Here is an 18831-nt window from a genome sequence, read left to right as displayed (position 1 = left end):
TTTCTTTAAAAGATTCGTTTTAACCATTTTTGAATGAGCGACGGCTCTTTGAATTCTTCATTAAAGCTAATATCTTCTAGCCAGTGCATATCGAAATATTTTTCTTCGACGAACGCTTCTATATCCAGTTGACCCGTCGGATTAAAAAGAACAATATCAACGCCGAATTCATTTAATAGAAGCAGTAAAGCTGCATCTTCACGCGTAAACGTTTCATGTTCATTTCCGTGATAAATAATGAGCCGGGGGACGTGCTGCGTATAATCAAATTTTTGAAGCATGCGAAGCACGTTGTTTGGAAGCTTCAAAGACTGATTAAACAAGTACATTTGATGCTGATACGCATCTTCATGATCCAACCGAAGGAGCTTTGAATGTGCACAATATCTGGAAATAGCTGCAGCGAGCCCTTTCTGAAGCCCGATAGGCAGCTCTTTATAGCGCCACCAGTTGCTTTCAATCATTTTATCTGGACTGAGCGTACCATCACTTCCGAGAGCTCCTTGATAGTGAAAGTGATTATTCCCCTCTATCTTTTTGGCAAAAGGAACAGAATCAATCGTCAGAGCTAACTCATTTTCCGTTTGCATGAGCTCATGCACTTTACTCCAGTACTCTTTTCGATTTCTAGAAATGCCAAGTACTTTTGAAAACAGGACCGGCACGTGTACATATGGCTTTGACACTCCAAAATTAGGACGAATAAACGCCCGTTCTCTCATTAATAAAAAAACCTCATCATACGTCGTTTTAAGAGTAACTGAAGTTGGAAAATACGAACGAAATTGCCACGGTTTATACAGCATGGACTCCTCTGAATGAAGCACTTGCTCAATTTCTTGAGACGCTCTAAATGCTACCGTACCTTTTCGAACCGGTTTATCCGTTGGAAAAGGAAAAAGCGAGCTAGTAGAAGGAAACGTATAAACCGTTGTTAAATGTTGATTCTTATCTACTTCTTTTAAATTATCCTTTCCCTCTGGATGAAAGGTGAGGACGTCAAAACCTAGTAAAATCAAATAATGAAGAAAATACTGCTCGCTTTTATTCGCATCTCCGTACCACATGATGCGAGGCGCGTGCTCAGGAAAGGCTTTATCCAGCATCCAAGTTTTCACATGATTCCACTGCCACTTTATTAAATCGATTAATACGCGTTGAAACTGTGCATCCATAAAGCCCTCTGCGTGCTGTTCTTTAAAACACGTTAACGTTTCAATAAATTTTTCGCGTACTCTTCTATGTATAGCAGGATTTTCTGACTTCACAATCAGCTTTTTCCCTTCTAAAAAAGCAAACAGCCGATTGACAGAAAGGCCGCGTTCTTCTTGATTAATTTTAAGAATCGTTTGGACTTCTTTTAATCTATCATTCGAAATGGACTTATCAAGCTTATCATGCAGGACAATAATTGATGGTGAAGAATGTGCAAGCTCATAAAGAAAAGCTGCGTACTCGTCCGCATCAAGATGAGTGCCTAAATATCTGCCTGCCACTTGCTTATAGGAAGTTTGCTGCTCATTTTGTACAAAGTCACCTCGCAAAGAAACATCTTGAGAAAAAAGAGAAGTTCCATCCTGCTCGTTAAGATTAATTATATGAGGATCAATTAGTTTATTCACGCCTTACAGCTCCTTTCTTTTCAGACATATACATGCTAAAAAGAAAGGGTACTCGTTAAAGCACCCTTTCTTTTTCATTTATCCCGCGTCTTTTTTATACGGATAATCCGTAGTTGCGGCAAAGGTCGGCCAAGCCACCGGAAAACCCGCTGCCAATAGCATTAAACTTCCAATCGTTTCCGTGCTTGTATAGCTCGCATACAACGACAGCTGTTTCAATCGAAAAATCTTCGCCTAAGTCATATCGAAGCACTTCTTCATTTGTTTCAGCGTCAATCAAACGAACAAACGCGTTGGATACTTGTCCAAAGTTTTGTCCTCGAGCATCCGCGTCGTGAATCGTGACGCTAATTCCGATTTTTCCAACATGGTCAGGAAGAAGAGAAAAATCAACGGCGATTTGCTCATCGTCTCCATCTCCTGCACCCGTACGGTTGTCACCGGTATGCTCCACAGCTCCATTTGGACTTTTTAAATTGTTGTAAAAAACAAACTCCTCGTCATTTACAACTTGGCTTGATTTATTGGCTAAAAATGCACATGCATCTAAATCGAAATCTTGAGATCCAGCATATTTATTTGTATCCCACCCAAGACCTACTATTACTTTTGTTAATCCTGGGTTCGTTTTGGTTAGGTCAATGCGCTGACCTTTTGATAAAGAAATTGACATAAAAACATCCTCCGTACATTTTCTTACTTTAATGATTAGGCATTTAAACCGAAGTCGTTTACAAGTGCCGCTAAGCCGCCTTGATAGCCGCTGCCAATAGCATTAAACTTCCATTCTCCACCGTGTCGGTACAGCTCGCCTACCACGACTGCTGTTTCAATAGAGAAGTCTTCACCTAAATCATAACGAATTAACTCTTCGTCATTTGTTGCATTTAAAATACGAACATAGGCGTTGCTTACTTGACCGAAGTTTTGACCGCGTGCTTCCGCTTCATGAATCGTAATGGTAAACGCGATACGTTCAATAGATTGAGGCACATTTTTCAAATCTACTTGAACCTGCTCATCGTCTCCTTCACCTACGCCTGTACGGTTATCTCCGGTATGCTCAACCGCTCCGTTTGCACCCGTCGTATTATTGTAAAAAATAAAATCAGATTCTGAAGCACATTTTCCTGCGCCGTTTAATAAAAAAACAGATGAATCTAGATCAAAATCGTTTCCTCCGTCATACTTATTTACGTCCCATCCAAGACCTACCACGACGTTTGTTAATCCTGGATTCGTTTTTGTTAAATCTACTTTTTGTCCTTTTGAAAGATTAATAGCCATTTCGTTTCCCTCTTTTCAAGTTGTTTATTTTGTATATTTATTTGCAATTTCACCTAATCCAGTATCTCTCGTTGCATCTCCAGTTGCGGAAAACTTCCATTCTTTCCCGTCTCGGTAAATTTCACCTGCAAACAAAGCGGTTGCTCCTGAATGGTCTTCAGATAAATTAAAGTAGACAAGTTCTTCGTTTTTAGCGCTGTCTACAACGCGAATAAACGCATTTTTAATCATACCGAAATCTTGGTTTCGCTCAACACACTGATAGATGTTGACCACAAACACAAGTTTATGTACGTTTCCAGGAACTTTTTTTAAATCAACAAAAATTTGTTCATCGTCTCCTTCACCTGCTCCGGTAAGGTTATCGCCTGAATGCTTAACGCTCCCGCAGTTACTGTGACGATTTCCAAAATACACAACGGCTGAGTTACTTACAAGCTTATCGTTTGAATTTAGCATAAGAACAGATGCATCACAGTCGATACTTGGTCCGTTTCCTCCGAAACCAAAAAAGCTGCGTTTTTTTACAGGATCCCATCCTAATCCAACTGTAATAGAAGATAGGCCTTCTCTTCCTTTTGTTAAATCAATTTTTTGACCTTTTTGTAGATTAATAGCCACTTTTATTTACTCCTTTACTGTAACGAACATATTCTATTTCAGGTTCTATATAGCTCTATATCATAGCGCAAATAAATGAAAAAATAGTGAAATCTTTTATACCACTTTTAACGTTTACGTAAATCTTCTTTCCATGGAAAGAATACCACAATCTGGTGATTGTTTCAAAAATCAAGCGGTCTGTTGTGACATAAATTAGTTGATTTAAAGTTTAAAAGGTAAGTCAGCCTACTAAAAAAAGACTGTCTCTAAACCGGAAATCCGGGTTATGAGACAGTCTTTTTTGGCTTATTGAGCTATTTTCAAAGTAGGCTCTTGCTGTTCAGCTGTTTTAGCAGCTGCCACGTTTTGAATACGTCCTTCTGCTTTGTATTCAAACGGGCTATTAAGTGTTTTAATATAGTTTACCGTTGCTTGTAAATCTTCTGGTCCCACTTCCATATCTGAAGAAAGTGCGCCAATACCGTATTTTTCATTTCCATACATATAGTTATTGACTACTACTGTATATTCTTTTTCTTTGTCAATTTTACTTCCATCTGGAAGCTTGATATCGACTACTTTATTGGTGCTTCCATCCCACGTATAGTTAAAGCCTGCAATATGGAAATCTAAGCCGGATGATGTAATTTGATTGTTTAACACCGTTTCTAAATCTGCTCCGCTTAGCTTTACTTTATTTAAGACGTTGCCAAACGGCTGAATCGCAAATAAATCACCGTATGTGACGTCACCAGAATCAAGCTGTGAACGAACGCCTCCGCCATTCATTAACGCAAAGTCAGCTTTCATTTCTGCTTTCATACCGTCAGCAATTAAGTTTCCAAGCGCGATATCGCCCGTTGCTCCGCTAGATGGATAACCTTTTGCTAGAGCAGTAGATGAATTTCCAACAACTTCTGCTTTAATAGGTGCTGCTAAGTCTTCATACTTTTTCATAATGCTTGAAACTTCAGGATCTGGCGTATAGTCTTTTTGATAAACGGTCACAATTTTTGCATCTTTTTTCACGATGTCACCCGTATTATCGATTTCAACGTCTACGTCAGAAAACGCTGAACCGTATGAATAAGCTTGAACGATTAGTTTGTTATCTACTACTTTGTTGTTGTATACGTGATTGTGAGCTGAAAAGATAACGTCAACTTCATCATCAATTTTTTTAGCGATATCGGCTGCATCAAATTCGGTAGACGTTCCATTTTGATTAGATGGATTATGAGCAAGTACTACAATTGCTTTAATACCCTTCTTTTTCAACTCTGCCGTATATTTATCAATTGCTTCTGCTTCATCCGTAATTTTTAAGTTTTCATTTCCTTTACGAACAATCATGCTTGGCGTTTCTTGTGTTACAACGCCGATGAATCCAATTTTCTTGCCGCCTACTTCTTTTATCGCGTAAGGTTCTGTAATTAATTTATTCGTTGAAGTATCATAAGCATTTGCCGCTATAACCGGGAAATTCATGCCGTCGTATCCTTTTGTTCCTTTTGGATGGTCTCCCCCTTCAATCATACGGTGAAGCTCAGCAATGCCTTCATCGAACTCATGATTTCCAAGCGTGCCTACATCAAATCCAAGTGATTCCATCACTTCAACCGTTGGCTCATCTTGAAACAGCGCTGAAACTAACGGGCTTCCGCCAATCATATCTCCAGCATGAACTAAAAGCGTATTCGGATTTTCAGCTTCTTGTTTACGAATAGCTGCTGCTGTATACTTCATATTTCCAGCTAACAGCGATTGGCCATTTGACGTAATTTTTGTATCTGTATCGAGCTGACCGTGCAGGTCGTTCATGCCTAAAAGCTGTACCTTTGTATTATCTTTGGATTCACCGTTTAGGTTGATTTTGTAAATGCCAAATCCTTTGTCATCCGTTTTATTTGTATACGTAATGTTGCTTCCTTCAGTTAAATAGCTTTCTCCGCGCGGTGAGCTTGTGAATGTCACGTTAGCCGTTCCGTTAATTGGTGCAATGGACCAGTTATCGTCAGCTGTAGGCGTAATTTCTTTTTGCTCGGTGATGTAGTCCATTAGAATTTGACGGTTTTCATCCGCTGAATCCACCACAAGCTCGCTTCCTTTTAGACCAGGGAAGTTTCCGCCTCCGCCAGCTCGGTAGTTATTTGTCACAACGATAAACTCTTGATTCGGGTCAACTGGTTTACCGTTATACGTTAAGTTAACAACTCGGCTTGAATCCGCATGAATCACGTTTCCATTCACATCGTATTTTGCTGGTTTAGTGACGTCAATTTGATATTGAACGCCGTCAATGACGTCGAAGTTATAAACAGGGAAACTTGGATTTAATAATTCCTGCTCTTCCGTTTTATTCGGTGTAATTTGATTAAACTTACCGGCAGACATATCAATCCAGTCTTTTATAACGGAACCTTTTACTTTGACCGCTTTTAACGTGTTGTCATATAGATACAGGTCACCTGCGCTTCGAATCGTTAAGTCACCTTTTTTAATTTCCGTATATTCATCTACGCCGTTTCTTCCTGCTTTAAAAGGTGCTCCGACTGATAAAATCGGAAGGTCTTTATATTCCGGCTTGTTTTGAGAAACGTATTTTTCCACGTAGTCTTTTTGTGCATTTGTTACAACTTGAATAGATGGATCATCTTTCACAAGAGAAAAATAGCTGTGAATATCATCCGTCGTTTTACCGATTGGTGTGTTCACGTATTTAACCGTTGCATCGTGATCTTTTTGAACCGCTTTAACAACACCTTTATCCGGTTCTACCGTACTTTGCGTAACCGTTTTCCCTGACGCATCTTTTACGTCTTTATACGTTTCACGCGTGGACGATTGAGAGTTTACTACTTTCCATTTTCCTTTTTCTTCTTTTAACGTTAAGTCAATTAAGCCAAGTGATCCTCCGCCGTAACCTGCTTGGACAGCCGGAACGCCGTTGATTGTTCCTTTTGCATTATCGACGCCAGGAAGAGGCTTTTTATCTGCTCCGAGGAACAAACCGTCTAGCGCAGCTTCCGTTTTAGCAGGGAAGACTTTATGCGTGTGTGAAAACGTAATAGCATCAATGCCTTTTACTTCACTTAATGAGTAAATCACATCTTCCGTGTTTTGCTTATTGCTGCTAAACCCAGAGTGAGCCATCGCGACAACTACGTCCGCACCTTTTTTCTTCATTTCTGGAATGTACTTGTTGGCTGTTTCTACAATACCTTTTGTAATGACTTTTCCGTCAAGGTTTGCTTTGTCCCAATCGTTAATTTGAGGCGCACAAAACCAATGAAACCGACTTTAATCGTTCGTTTTTTACCGTTTTCATCAACGACTTTTTTATTCATAATTTTATAAGGCGTAAATTTATTTTTGTCATTTTTCGGGTTGCTGTCATGATCGTCAACATAGACATTGGCATTTATGTAAGGGAAGTTCGCATCGTTGTACGCTTCTTTTAGAAAGTCTAATCCGTAGTTGAACTCATGATTTCCAAGCGTTGCAATATCATAATCTAGCTGATTCATCGCTTTAAATACAGGATGAACTTCGCCTTTTTTCAGCGGGTCAATCTTAGCTTTATACGTGCCTAGGGGCGTTCCTTGAATGAGGTCTCCGTTATCTACTAATAAGCTGTTTTTTACTTCTTTTCGAGCATTTTTGATTAAGGTAGCGGTTTTAACTAAACCCACTTTCTCGTAAGAGGCATCTTTGAAATAATCATAGTTTAATAGATTCGTATGAACATCGGTTGTTTCCATCAGGCGTATGTTCACAAGCGCATCTTTTTTATTATGGCCTTGATGCTTGCTTTGCTGTGAGCTTTGTCCAGGATGACGTTCTTCCGCTCCTGCCTGTGTAGTTAAAAGAGGCATAGATAATAGAGAAAGTGCCAGTGATGTGGATAGGATTTTTTTCGTTTTACTACTTTTGTTCTTTTTCATCTACCATTCACCTTTCAAGTAAGTTATCATCGCTATAAATCTAGCAACTGTTCAAAAATAGTATAGCAGAAAAGATTTATAAAGGATGTAAATTTTTTGATTTTTTAGTAAACCATTTGTATGCGTTTTATTAACTTTTTGTAAACCGAAAAAATTTTTTTTAGTTTCTCTCTTTAAAACCAAAGACTATAGTTTTTATTAATTGGATGAACCCTCCTTTTTAAATGGGTCTTATTACCTAATACATCAACGTTCCCACGCCCTCTTTTAATTTTTAAAAAAATTTATTTCAAGCGGTGTGTATATATGTACTATACATAGGATATGAAAAGCAGACATTAAGTTTGTCACAGCTTCTAACAAAATTTCGTAGATGTAAAAAAGAAAGAGAAGGTTTTTGCCTTCTAATAAATAGATATATTTATATAATTTTACATTTATAACAAGAAAACGATGTTGAGTCATAAGACATAACTACATCAATCGAATCTAAAGGCGAACAAAGAGGATCAATGAGCTAGTATGAATCGCTTGTGACACCGCTGTGGATTCCCGTGCAAGACTTCGCTTTCCGCGGGCGGCCGATGAGCCTCCTCGTCGTTTGCGCTCCTGCGGGGTCTCATCTGTTCCGCTTTTCCCGCAGGAGTCTTCGTCTTGCCCTCCAATCCACAGCTAGAAGCACCTATACACGTGAAGCCTACGTTCACCTTACAAATGAAAAAATCCGAACGAAGTTGATTCTCCATCAAGAACCTTGATTCATCGTTCGGATTTTCTTTAGTTAACATACTTTTTTCTCAGTTGCGTTTTCTTAATGACCTAATTCTTTAATTTGTTTCATAATACTTGATACATCTTGAATTGATTGAAACAATTCACTGTTTTTTAGCGCTTCTGGATTGAAGCTGCCATCCTTTATATTGGCTTCATACGTTTCAATTCCACTAATGATTTTTTCGTTTTGTTGAACAAGCTGATCGTGCACATCAGAAGCGATGTCAGGAGCTTTTGTTTTATTAAATTCTTCAGCTTTCCCTTTCATTTGCTGCAGCTTTTGCTCTAGCTTCTTTATTGCCTCGTCGTCATTAACAGCTTTTTCCGCTAGAGGCGGTATTTCTTCAGCAAACTTTTGTGCTTCACTCACGTAATCTTTCGCATCGTTTGCGTAGTTCAACGTACTGCTTGTATCTTCAAGAAAAGAACAGCCTCCGACCATAAAAAGAACAGCAGTTGATATGACTAGCATCCACTTTTTCACTTAGCACTCAACCTTTCTTATTTTCTTTTCTGCTATCTTCTTTTCGATTTTCGTTTCTTTAACTCTTTCATAATAATAGGTACAGCTTTTTTTATTCCTTTTTTTACAGCGGGGCTTTTTAACAGTCTCGATAGTTTTGACATTTTTAAGCTCCTCTCTCATTTTGAAATGACAAAAAACACCTTTACCACATGTGGTAAAGGTGTTTTTCTCCAGACCTTTACCAATGGCAACATTGGCAAAGGTCTCGCTAACAATTTGCATTGTCAATAAAGCCGGAGATAATAATCTCGAAATGACGACTTTACTGCAAGAGCTACTCCCCTTTGAACAAAACAGCATTTTTTGTTAATACAATCATAACGTACGTTCCTGATTATCGTCAACTTATATGGAATTAGTACACGTCTTTTTTGGTAAATACCAGAAACGACACGAGCAGCCCGGCAAGTCCCCAAATGGTTAAAACACCCAAGGAAAACCCTAAGGTCATTCCTTCAGTCGGAGGAGCTGTGCCTTGCAGATAAGAAGTTAAATTTAAATTAACCATAAACAAATACTTAGCCGAATGCCATGAAGAAACCATGCTGCTTAAAATCGTACCTGCAATCAAACAAGCAAGCATCACACCCATACCAGCAGCTGTACTTTTAATTAAAACAGACAGCATAAAAGCAAGCGTTCCAACAACAAGTGATACAAACCAAGCAAGACCAAACTCCATTAAAATATATCTCCACTGCGAAATTAAATGGACGTCCGCTGTATTTAAGTCATTTCCCTGCACACTAAACCCCGTAAGAATCGGGGCTGTCCAGCCTTTAAATCCAAATACAACGCCAGAAATGAGATACGACAAAACGCCAAACATTAAAATTAAAAACGAGACAGACATGACGAGCGTGATATATTTACTAAGCAGGATTTTCCAGCGTTTCACAGGCCTCGTCAACAGTACCTTGATGGATCCCAAGCTGTATTCTGAAGACACTAAATCCGCTGCAATAATCATAATCATCAGCGGCAGCAAAAGCTGAATGGCGTTTTCAATGAACCCTCGCACAAACGTTGGGGCTCCTGGTTCTGAAGGATTGATATCGTTATCTAAGTAATACTGTTGCTGCGCCACGCGAATTTCAAGCTGCTTGCGCCAATCATCTGAAATTTGGCTTCCGCTCAGCCGGTTTTGCGTATCGATAATTTCTTGCTGCAGCGTACTGCGCCAATCGGTCGTTCCTAGCTTTTCTTGAAGGCGCTGCGTTTCGCGAAGCTGAGCATATGTGAACATGGAAATCAAAACGCCCATAATAAGGGTAACGATTAACAGGCGCTTTTTTCGAACGAGCTTGATCATTTCATTTTGAACCAAACTAATCAATCGATTCGCCTCCTGTCATTTCGATAAATAAATCTTCAAGAGTTGGAAGCTTTCGATTCATTTCTTTTACCGTTACTCCTGCTTGAATGAGCTGTTTGTTCCACTCTCCCACTTCAGATTCTTCATAAAACGTAGTGACATACTCCCCCTGCACTTGCACAAAGTCCGTCACTTGTTTTAAGACGTCTATTCCCGCAGGCTGCGGATCTAGCTTCCACAGTAAGCGCTCTTGCTGAGTTAACAGGGTCTTCACCGATTCTGTGTGAATAACTTCTCCTTTTGCAATAATCGCTACTCGGTCACACATTAGCTGAATCTCACTCAGCAAATGACTCGATACTAAGACGCTTAGACCTTCACTTTCAGCTAAAAAGCGAATGAATTTACGCATGTCCCTAATCCCAGATGGGTCGAGTCCGTTCGTTGGCTCATCTAAAATGAGCACTTTCGGTTTTCCGAGAAGCGCTTGCGCAATTCCTAAACGCTGCCTCATACCTAATGAATACGTGCGAACTAAGTCGTGGATACGCTCTTGTAAGCCAACTAATTCCACCACTTCATGAATGCGTTCTTCCGTCATAGAAGGAATCATACGTGAAAAGTGCTGCAGATTTTCCCAGCCGCTTAAGTATGGATACAGCTCAGGATTTTCAACAATACAGCCGATATGCTCCATCGCTTTTGTAAACTGCTTCGATACACTGTATCCACAGATAGAAATCGAACCAGCCGTCGGGCGAATCAAGCCGACAAGCATTCGGATCGTTGTTGTTTTACCAGCTCCATTTGGCCCTAAAAAACCAAATACTTCGCCTCTTTTTAGTTCAAAATCAATATTTTTGATAATTTCTCGTTTTCCTATTACTTTTTTCAGTCCTTTTACTGAAAGCGTTACTTCACTCATATCATTCCCTCCCTTACCACGTAATAAGCGATGCTACACGTTCTGCGATTAGCTTATAGCCTTTTGCATTCGGATGAAACTTATCAGTATATAAGTAGTCATCTACCTTTAGCTGAAACAAATCAAAGGTCGGTACAAAAACAGTTTGCTTATAATTAGCACTTAATTCACTGCTTCTGTAATTCCATTCTCGTACAATAGCCGTTGTCGTTTTTGCATCTTGCAGGTTACTAAACGGATTGTATAAACCAATTAAAAAAATTGTTGCGTCTTTATTTGCCGACCGGATGCTTTTTAAGATGCTGTCTACGTTTTTTAAATAGTCATTTTCTAGCTTTTGAATATTGTTTTTATTTAAGTTCTGCAGCGTTTGTCCGCCTTGAAATAAGTCATTTCCTCCAATGGTGATCAGCACGGTATCTGCCGACTTAATCTGCCGCTGAATTTGCTGCTGCTTTACTTGACTTGCCAGCTGCGAAGACGTTTGACCTTTTATTCCAAAGTTACTTAAGAGAATTTTCTTCTTCGTTTTTTCTTCAAGATTCTCTTTTAAATACCCAACGTATCCTTTTCCCGCTGCATCTCCTGTTCCTCTTGTCAGTGAATCTCCTAAAGCGACAATCGTATAATTCTTTGTACTTTTGTTACTGCTGCTTGTTTCCTGCTTTGGCTTTGGCATTTCTTTTACAGTAGCTTTTGAGGCGCTAACATAATCATAAATAGACATTCCAAGCCCAGCTGCAAACAGCAGACACGAAATAATCGAAATAAAGGATACAATCCATACCCACTTTCCTTTCGCTTTCACTGGCTGCACTCCTTTTCGTCTTTTTAGTTATCTTTTTTTAGAGCTTCAACTGTTTTTAGTAAAGCGGACCAGTCTAAATGACCCCAGCCATTTTCGATTCCTTGTTCATAATGACCTTTCACAAGCTCTCCTAACGGAAGCGGAGCGGACACTTTTTTGGCTGCATCAATAGCCAAGTTTACATCTTTTAGTCCAAGCTCCAGCTTGAACCCGGCTGGTTCAAAGTCTCTTTTAGCAATTAAATTGCCGTAATTTTTATACACAGGAGATGCAAATAAGCTATTAACCACTTCAAGAAACTCCTCCGCTTGCATGCCATACTGTTCTACCATGACTACTGCTTCAGAAACAGCTTCTAACATCGAAACTAATAAAAAATTATTGCCAAGCTTAGCTACATTTGATAAGTAAGGCTCGTCTCCTACAGTGAAAATAGTTTGACCAACCGCTTCAAACAGCGGCCAAACGTGCTCTCTTGCTTCTTTATTACCTGCAACTATTACTTTGAGAGCCGCAGCTGCTGCTGCGTCGGGGCGACCTAAAACAGTCGCTGCAACAAAATGCTGTCCTGATGCAGCATGTGCGCTTGTTAATTTTTCCGACAAATCTACGCTAATAGTACTCACTGAGACGTGAATACCACCTTCTTGAAGGCCTTCAAGTACACCGGCTTCTGAAAGCGTTACTTCTTCTAAAGCCTTGTCATTGGAAAGAATCGTAAAGACAAGATTCGCTTCTTGTGCTGCTTGAGCAGGTGTCTCCACAACCTTTGCTCCTTTTTTCACAAGACTTTCCGCCTTCGAAGCAGTGCGGTTATAAATAACAAGTTCATGACCCGCCTTTATCATATTTTCCGCCATCGGTAATCCCATATTTCCTAAACCAATTAAACCCACCTTCATCTTTACCACTCCATTTCAGCACTCAATATGTACGTTTCTTATACTTGTCGTCTATCTTTAGAAAAAGCACATTTTCATTATTATATAACTACAGTAAAAGCGAATACAAAGAATAGCCTTTCTATAATGTTCAAAATGTGACATTTTTTAGACATGATTTATGAAAAACTTGTCAAAAAAATACGAATGGTTTTTAAATAAAGCGCTTGCAAACATAGGAAATTTCTGCTAAGATGTAAGAGAATTATTTTTGTTCGGTGGGGATGTATGAGTATTGTCACTTTTCGTCTTTAGATTTGAGCAAGAATAGTACCACAATGTGCGAGTCCGCACGAGGAGGCAACAATTATGGAACAAGGTAAAGTAAAATGGTTTAACGCAGAAAAAGGTTTTGGATTCATCGAGCGCGAAGGTGGAGACGATGTATTCGTACACTTCTCAGCAATCCAAAGCGAAGGCTTCAAATCTTTAGACGAAGGTCAAGCTGTAACATTTGACGTAGAACAAGGTCAACGCGGACCTCAAGCTGCTAACGTTCAAAAAGCATAAGAAACACAACATATCAGAAACAGATCCTTTAAAGGATCTGTTTTTTTGTGTACAAACATAAAAAAAAAGCCCTGTTTTTCAACAGGGCCAGTCGGTACAAATACAGAAGTAAAGTTAATGGTACTCTTAGTATAGCACAAGATCATAACAATCTATACGAAATAATAAAATAAAACTTTCATCCGGCACGTTTACCTATGTTTATAGCTATTCCAGACTCTCTAGGGCGCTCGCAAATCGTTTAATTCCCTCTCGAATCACCTCTTCTTCTCCTCTGCCAAACGTAAAGCGAATAGCTCCGCTTTGAGAACTCAGCACGCTTCCTGGGACAAAAGCCACTCCTCTTTTAAGCGATTCTTCCAATAGACGATAGTCATCGACCGGCTGATTCACTTTGCACCATAAGTGAATCCCGCCTTGAGGCGAATCGAAAGATACTTTTGATCCGAGCAACTCGTTCAGACTCGACGACAGGGCATACTCTTGCTTTTTGAGCTCTTGTCTAAGCTTTTCAATATGCGAAGAAAACGTAGGAGAATCTAAGAATTGATAAGCAATCCACTGCGGAAAGATGCTGTGGCCAAAGTCAATTTGCTGCTTAGCGTCTGCCAGGCGCTGAATCACTTGCTCTGGCCCTACTATCCAGCCAATTCGAAGGCCCGATGCCACAATTTTAGAAAGCGAGCTGATATAGAGGACATTTCCGTTCTCGTCCATCGATTTCAGCGTTTGATGTACATTTCCGTCAAATGCCGTGAGTGAATAAGGATCATCTTCAATAAGCGGAATGCCGTATTCTGAAGAAAGCTCTAAAAACCGCTTTCGACGCGCTTCTGATAACACAATACCGGTCGGGTTTTGATAATACGGATTTAAAAAAACCATACGAATGCGATGCTTTTTATGTAATTCTACTAAGTCGTCCGGGTTGGCTCCATTTTTATCTACAGGCAGCAAAAACGTTCGTAAACCTGCTGATTGAAAAAGCGGCAGTGAATAGCTATAAGACGGATCTTCAATCGCTACTGCATCTCCTGGTTTTAACAAACACTGCACAATCAAATGAAGTGCTTGCTGTGCACCTGATGTGATTAAAATGGAATTAGCATCGGTGGAGATTTTCCGGTACTCATGAACATGAGCAGCAATAGCGTCACGCAGACGTTCATTGCCGTGAGGATGATCATAGCCTAAATGCTCATTAAACGGCATGCCCGCTAATATTCGCTGAAAATCTTCACTTGGAAACAAGCTAGGAGCTAATTCTCCGCTGGCTAAGTTTACAAAATCTGTTCGCAAAGCTTCGCTTCTTATTCGCTGTACGAGCGGTAAATTAGGCAAAAATGAACCGTCTTCTACATATCTCCCCCAGTTTGGAATACGTTTACGGGAAATTCCCCAGATGCTCGAACTAACTCGCGTGCCGCTTCCTTTTTTACGTTCTACGATTCCAAGTGCCTGCAGCTCTTCATAAGCAGCTACTACCGTGCTTCTGTTCACGTTGAACTCAGCAGCAAGCGTTCGTTCTGATGGCAGCATAGAATCCGGCGGAAACGCTCCCGATGAAATACAGCTTTCAATATATTCTGCAATTTGTTTATAAATCGCTTTTTTGCTAGCGCGATCTGGTCTCCAGTTCATGCGGCGTCAGTCCTTACATTTAAACTTTCTTATTAGTAGTTTATCCTTTATCTCTCTTATCTTAAAGCAGTTTCATAAAAAAAGACCATCCAATTCGGTGTTTTTTTGCTCATCCACTTTATCAAAAATTATAATAGTAGCTATTTTTCATTTTTAGGTATTTTAGTTTACATAATAATTTTATAGTTAATCATATTGAATAAATTTCACCATAAAAAAGAGATTGAGACATAACCAGTCCAATCTGAAGACGAACAAATGGGATACATGAGCTCATATGGGTTGCTTGGTACACCGCAGTTGATTTCCGTGCAAGACTTCGCTTTCCGCGGGCGGCCGATGAGCCTCCTCGTCGCATACGCTCCTGCGGGGTCTCACCTATTCCGCTTTTCCCGCAGGAGTCTTCGCCTTGCTCTCCAATCAACTGCTAGAAGCAACGAAATACATGAAAACTACATTCACCATGCCAATAAAAAAAACCCAAACGAAGTTGATTCTCCATCAAGAATCTCGATTCATCGTTCGGATCTTTCTTCAACTAAACTACTTTCGTCACGGCCTCTTTTTTATAGAGGAGGTAAATCTAGCTTGCCTTCTTGAAATAATTCTTTCACCATATGCTTGGCATAACCCGTTGCTTGCCCTAGCGTAATCTTAGCTGGCATAGGGGCTTCGTTTGCATCAACGATTACATCGATAATACACGGCTTGTTTTGTCTAACAGCACTTTCAAAAGCTGGCAGCAGCTCTTCTTCTTTTTCTACTCGGTAGCCAACACCTCCGCAAATATCTGCATACCTGGCAAAGTTCGGATTTGTTAAGTCTGTGCCGAATTCAGCATTTCCCATTACTTCTTGTTCAAATTTAATCATACCGATTTTATGGTTATTAAATAGCACCACAACTAGCGGAAGATTGTATTTAACAGCTGTAATAAAATCTGCCATGGTCATCGCAAAGCCGCCGTCTCCACAGACCGCAAACACCTGCTTATCCGGATAAGCAATTTTTCCAGCAAGTGCGCCCGGCAGCCCGCATCCGAGAGTCGCTAGCCAGCTTGAAATCACAAACTGCTGATTTGTCATACGAAAATGACGCGCCATCCATACTGTGACGTTTCCTACATCTACGGACAAGACCGCGTTATCAGCCGCTACGTGCTGAAGAGCTCGAATTACTCGCTGAGGCTTGATAGGTAGACTTTCTTTTGCCTCTTGGGTATCAAGCTGACTCCACCACCTTTTCATACGTTCTTGACTTTGCTCTAAAAACTGGCGATGCTCTGAGCGGCCAACGTTTTCTAAGAACCACTGAATTGTTGTTTTTGCTTCTCCGGCAAGCCCTGCATCTACAGGATATCTTTTGCCAATTTGTGCAGGATCAATATCAATATGAATCGTTTTCGCATGGTCTGGCAAAAAGCCTGTAAACGGATAGGACGTTCCAATCATGATGAGCGTATCCGCTTCTTGCATCGCTTCATACGCTGGCTTTGTCCCGATTAATCCAAGTCCTCCAAGACAATACGGATGTTCATCCGGTATTGCGCCTTTTCCAGGAAGCGTAAGAACAATAGGTGCTGCGATTTTTTCTGCAAACGCAAGCAGTTCTTCTCTCATTTCATGTGTGCCTCGACCGGCTAAAATAACCGGACTTTCTGCTTTACCAATCAAATCTTTTGCCTTTTCAAGGTCTTCTCTGTGAGGAAAGACGTCTTGTTTAACGATTATGCTTGATGTTTCTCGTGCTTCTGATCCGATTTCAAAACGAGGGATATCATCGGGAATGGTTAACACAGCCACACCTTTTTTAGCATAAGCTGTTCGAATCGCTTGATTGACAACAGTGGGAAGCTGTTCAGCGGACATGATTCGCTGGTTATATACAGCCACGTCATCGAACATTCGCTCTAAATTAATTTCTTGAAACGCATCGCTTCCGATAAGATCAGACTCCACTTGCCCCGTAAGTGCTAAAACGGGAGCTTTGTCTAACTTTGCATCATACAAACCATTCAGTAAATGAATCGCTCCCGGTCCGGCAATAGCCGTGCATACACCGATTTTACCCGTTAGCTTTGCATATGCAGCCGCTGCGAGAGCTCCCGCTTCTTCATGCCTCACTTGAATAAATTTAATTTTGTCCTGGGCTTTGCGAAGCGGTTCAATAATTGAATTAATGGAGTCTCCTGGCATGCCGTAAATATGGTCAACGCCCCATTCAATTAACAGTTCAATCAGTTTTTCCCCTGCTTTTTGTTTAAACATATGACTGACCCCTTTCTTCTTATATATAGAGATAGTGTGACCTGATACGCTCTTTCTTACTTATTTTCACTCGTATAATTTTCGTTTTCTTTCATTAAATGAATGACCGTTTTCGTTAAATTTTCTTCATTCCTTGCAATTATCATTAACTTTTGCTATTCTATAAGAAGAATTATTTTTGTTCGGCAACAATCGATAGGTGAATACTTTCGTCTTAAAGATTTTGATCATGAGCAAGGATAGTAATACAATGTGTGCATAGCACACGAGGAGGCAACATTCATGGAAAAAGGTACAGTAAAATGGTTTAACGCAGAAAAAGGTTTCGGATTTATCGAGCGCGAAAACGGCGACGATGTATTCGTACATTTCTCAGCAATCCAAAGCGAAGGATTCAAATCTTTAGACGAAGGTCAAGCTGTAACATTCGACGTTGAAGAAGGTCAACGCGGACCTCAAGCTGCTAACGTTCAAAAAGCATAAGTAGAAAAAGACTCTGAAATCAGAGTCTTTTTTTTATGTAGAACCATGCATAAAACCTTTTTAACGTGTAGTTTGTACACGTTATTATAAATAATAAACTAAAAAAGTCTCTTCATCCCGAAGAGACCTTTTGTGGAAGAAATAGTTGAAGAAATAAAGTGTGGATGTTGCGTCGTCATCATTTTTTAATAATTAGCACCAGCCGCCGCCGAAGCAAGAAGCGCCGATGATGATTAATAAGATGAAAAGTACAATGATTAAAGCGAAACCGCCGCCGCAGCCACCGCCGCCATAACCACAACCGTATCCGTAACCTCCGTAGTATCCCATGTGTTTCACCTCCATTTGCTATACTTTAAGATATGTGGATTTAGTTAAATTGCTCCTAATAATTCCATAGAACTTTTGAAAATGTTTGTCATACACTAAAAATACTGCGTTTTTCAAACATGCCCCACAAAAAGATAAAACATTTGATTTTATGGGCATTTACTCCTCTTTTCTTTATCTTTTAAAAATGTAATCGCTCCCTTTTTCATGAATGTACACCGTGCTGAATACGTTTAGTTATGTACACTCAAACGGGAGGGATTTAATATGTTAACACTCGAAATTTCAAAGCAAATCGTTAAAAACGTCTACCCTATTGTCTTATCGAATCGCAGTAAAATCTTTCAAGAGGAAGTGAGCGTCGCCGCGTTGCAAGACTACTTTGGTCTTGATCATGCCTTTAGCGTGTATGCAGCTGCCACCATTATTTATCAGCTAGAAGCCGACGGGTATGTATCCAAACCTCTGAAGCGCAATGAATACAAGCGAATTTTGCTCAAATAAAAACAAGCATCCCCGCAAGGATGCTTGTCTTATTTATAGCTATACCTGTCGAATAACTCCTCGACTCTTTTGTGGTAATCGGCAAGGTAGTCAGAAAGCTCAGTTTCACTCAATTTATTTGCCTGTTCCTCAAATAGTGACAGCAGCGAAATTTTAATCATTGCCATTTCCGTTTCCGAGCGATTTTCATTTCGCAAATCTTTTCTTAAATTCCACAGGCTTTGCTCCATTTCATGCTTTAATTGTTCTAGTGAGTGTGTTTCTTCAGATCCGGCACGAATGTCTTTTTTAAATCCACTCATCTTATCACTCCTCGCATTTGCACCTGCTAGATAGTATCTAATGTATACT

General features: G+C 40.0%; 17 protein-coding genes and 1 pseudogene. 3 read left to right on the top strand and 15 right to left on the bottom strand.

All coding sequences use genetic code 11. The annotated features are described in order from the left end of the window. Positions 1-5: 5 nt before the first annotated feature. The 10 genes and pseudogenes from AC4NPH_RS01385 to AC4NPH_RS01340 form a co-directional block, all read right to left on the bottom strand. On the bottom strand, positions 6-1622 hold the full coding sequence (locus AC4NPH_RS01385) for a YceG family protein (protein WP_053487349.1): 1617 nt from the start codon (positions 1620-1622) through the stop codon (positions 6-8). 94 nt (positions 1623-1716) lie between these two features. After that, a complete protein-coding gene (locus tag AC4NPH_RS01380; protein WP_098277966.1) occupies positions 1717-2295 on the bottom strand; it encodes a TerD family protein in 579 nt (192 codons plus the stop codon). Positions 2296-2330: 35 nt separating this feature from the next. Beyond that, positions 2331-2909, bottom strand: a complete 579-nt coding sequence (locus AC4NPH_RS01375; RefSeq protein ID WP_013057396.1) for a TerD family protein — start codon at positions 2907-2909, stop codon at positions 2331-2333. Positions 2910-2933: 24 nt separating this feature from the next. Further along, on the bottom strand, positions 2934-3530 hold the full coding sequence (locus AC4NPH_RS01370) for a TerD family protein (RefSeq protein WP_013057397.1): 597 nt from the start codon (positions 3528-3530) through the stop codon (positions 2934-2936). Between the two features lie 288 nt (positions 3531-3818). Beyond that, positions 3819-7456: pseudogene (locus tag AC4NPH_RS01365) on the bottom strand (multifunctional 2',3'-cyclic-nucleotide 2'-phosphodiesterase/3'-nucleotidase/5'-nucleotidase). Between the two features lie 811 nt (positions 7457-8267). Next, positions 8268-8714, bottom strand: a complete 447-nt coding sequence (locus AC4NPH_RS01360; RefSeq protein ID WP_491938537.1) for a DUF6376 family protein — start codon at positions 8712-8714, stop codon at positions 8268-8270. A gap of 397 nt (positions 8715-9111) precedes the next feature. Beyond that, complete coding sequence (locus tag AC4NPH_RS01355; protein WP_013057401.1) at positions 9112-10092, bottom strand: ABC transporter permease; 981 nt, start codon at positions 10090-10092, stop codon at positions 9112-9114. Next, positions 10085-10996: an ABC transporter ATP-binding protein gene (locus tag AC4NPH_RS01350; protein ID WP_029322239.1), complete on the bottom strand. Its 912-nt coding sequence runs from the start codon at positions 10994-10996 to the stop codon at positions 10085-10087. The genes AC4NPH_RS01355 and AC4NPH_RS01350 overlap by 8 nt, the downstream gene beginning before the upstream one ends. A gap of 13 nt (positions 10997-11009) precedes the next feature. Continuing rightward, positions 11010-11804 (bottom strand): GDSL-type esterase/lipase family protein, encoded by a 795-nt coding sequence (locus tag AC4NPH_RS01345; protein ID WP_098196589.1) that lies wholly within the window; start codon positions 11802-11804, stop codon positions 11010-11012. Between the two features lie 23 nt (positions 11805-11827). Continuing rightward, entirely contained in the window at positions 11828-12706 is an 879-nt protein-coding gene (locus AC4NPH_RS01340) for an NAD(P)-dependent oxidoreductase (RefSeq protein WP_098196590.1), read from the bottom strand. 348 nt (positions 12707-13054) lie between these two features. Between AC4NPH_RS01340 and AC4NPH_RS01335 the strand changes: the two genes are divergently transcribed. Continuing rightward, the gene (locus tag AC4NPH_RS01335; protein ID WP_013057405.1) at positions 13055-13255 is read left to right on the top strand and encodes a cold-shock protein; all 201 of its coding nucleotides are present in this window, start codon (positions 13055-13057) and stop codon (positions 13253-13255) included. 207 nt (positions 13256-13462) lie between these two features. Here the strand turns inward: AC4NPH_RS01335 and pdxR are convergent, their stop codons facing one another. From pdxR to AC4NPH_RS01320, 3 genes are all read right to left on the bottom strand, one after another. Next, positions 13463-14896, bottom strand: coding sequence for a MocR-like pyridoxine biosynthesis transcription factor PdxR (gene pdxR, locus AC4NPH_RS01330; RefSeq protein WP_098196591.1), 1434 nt, complete (start codon positions 14894-14896; stop codon positions 13463-13465). Between the two features lie 190 nt (positions 14897-15086). Beyond that, positions 15087-15320 carry a hypothetical protein gene (locus AC4NPH_RS01325; protein WP_098314993.1) on the bottom strand — a complete coding sequence of 78 codons (234 nt, stop codon included), beginning with the start codon at positions 15318-15320 and terminating at the stop codon, positions 15087-15089. 142 nt (positions 15321-15462) lie between these two features. After that, on the bottom strand, positions 15463-17163 hold the full coding sequence (locus AC4NPH_RS01320) for a pyruvate oxidase (protein ID WP_013057407.1): 1701 nt from the start codon (positions 17161-17163) through the stop codon (positions 15463-15465). A gap of 282 nt (positions 17164-17445) precedes the next feature. Here AC4NPH_RS01320 and AC4NPH_RS01315 point away from each other — a divergent pair, with 282 nt between their 5' ends. Next, positions 17446-17646, top strand: a complete 201-nt coding sequence (locus AC4NPH_RS01315; protein WP_013057408.1) for a cold-shock protein — start codon at positions 17446-17448, stop codon at positions 17644-17646. A gap of 192 nt (positions 17647-17838) precedes the next feature. Here the strand turns inward: AC4NPH_RS01315 and yjcZ are convergent, their stop codons facing one another. After that, a complete protein-coding gene (gene yjcZ / locus AC4NPH_RS01310; protein ID WP_013057409.1) occupies positions 17839-17976 on the bottom strand; it encodes a sporulation protein YjcZ in 138 nt (45 codons plus the stop codon). A gap of 267 nt (positions 17977-18243) precedes the next feature. Here yjcZ and AC4NPH_RS01305 point away from each other — a divergent pair, with 267 nt between their 5' ends. Further along, positions 18244-18480 (top strand): hypothetical protein, encoded by a 237-nt coding sequence (locus AC4NPH_RS01305; protein ID WP_013057410.1) that lies wholly within the window; start codon positions 18244-18246, stop codon positions 18478-18480. A 29-nt stretch (positions 18481-18509) separates the two neighbouring features. On the opposite strand, the gene AC4NPH_RS01300 is transcribed toward AC4NPH_RS01305, so the two are convergent. Next, entirely contained in the window at positions 18510-18782 is a 273-nt protein-coding gene (locus tag AC4NPH_RS01300) for a hypothetical protein (RefSeq protein WP_013057411.1), read from the bottom strand. Between the last annotated feature and the right edge of the window lie 49 nt (positions 18783-18831).

Source organism: Priestia sp. MDV22-iso46 (assembly GCF_058629175.1).
Note: the sequence above shows the minus strand (reverse complement) of the source record. Positions and strands in the feature narration are given on the sequence as shown.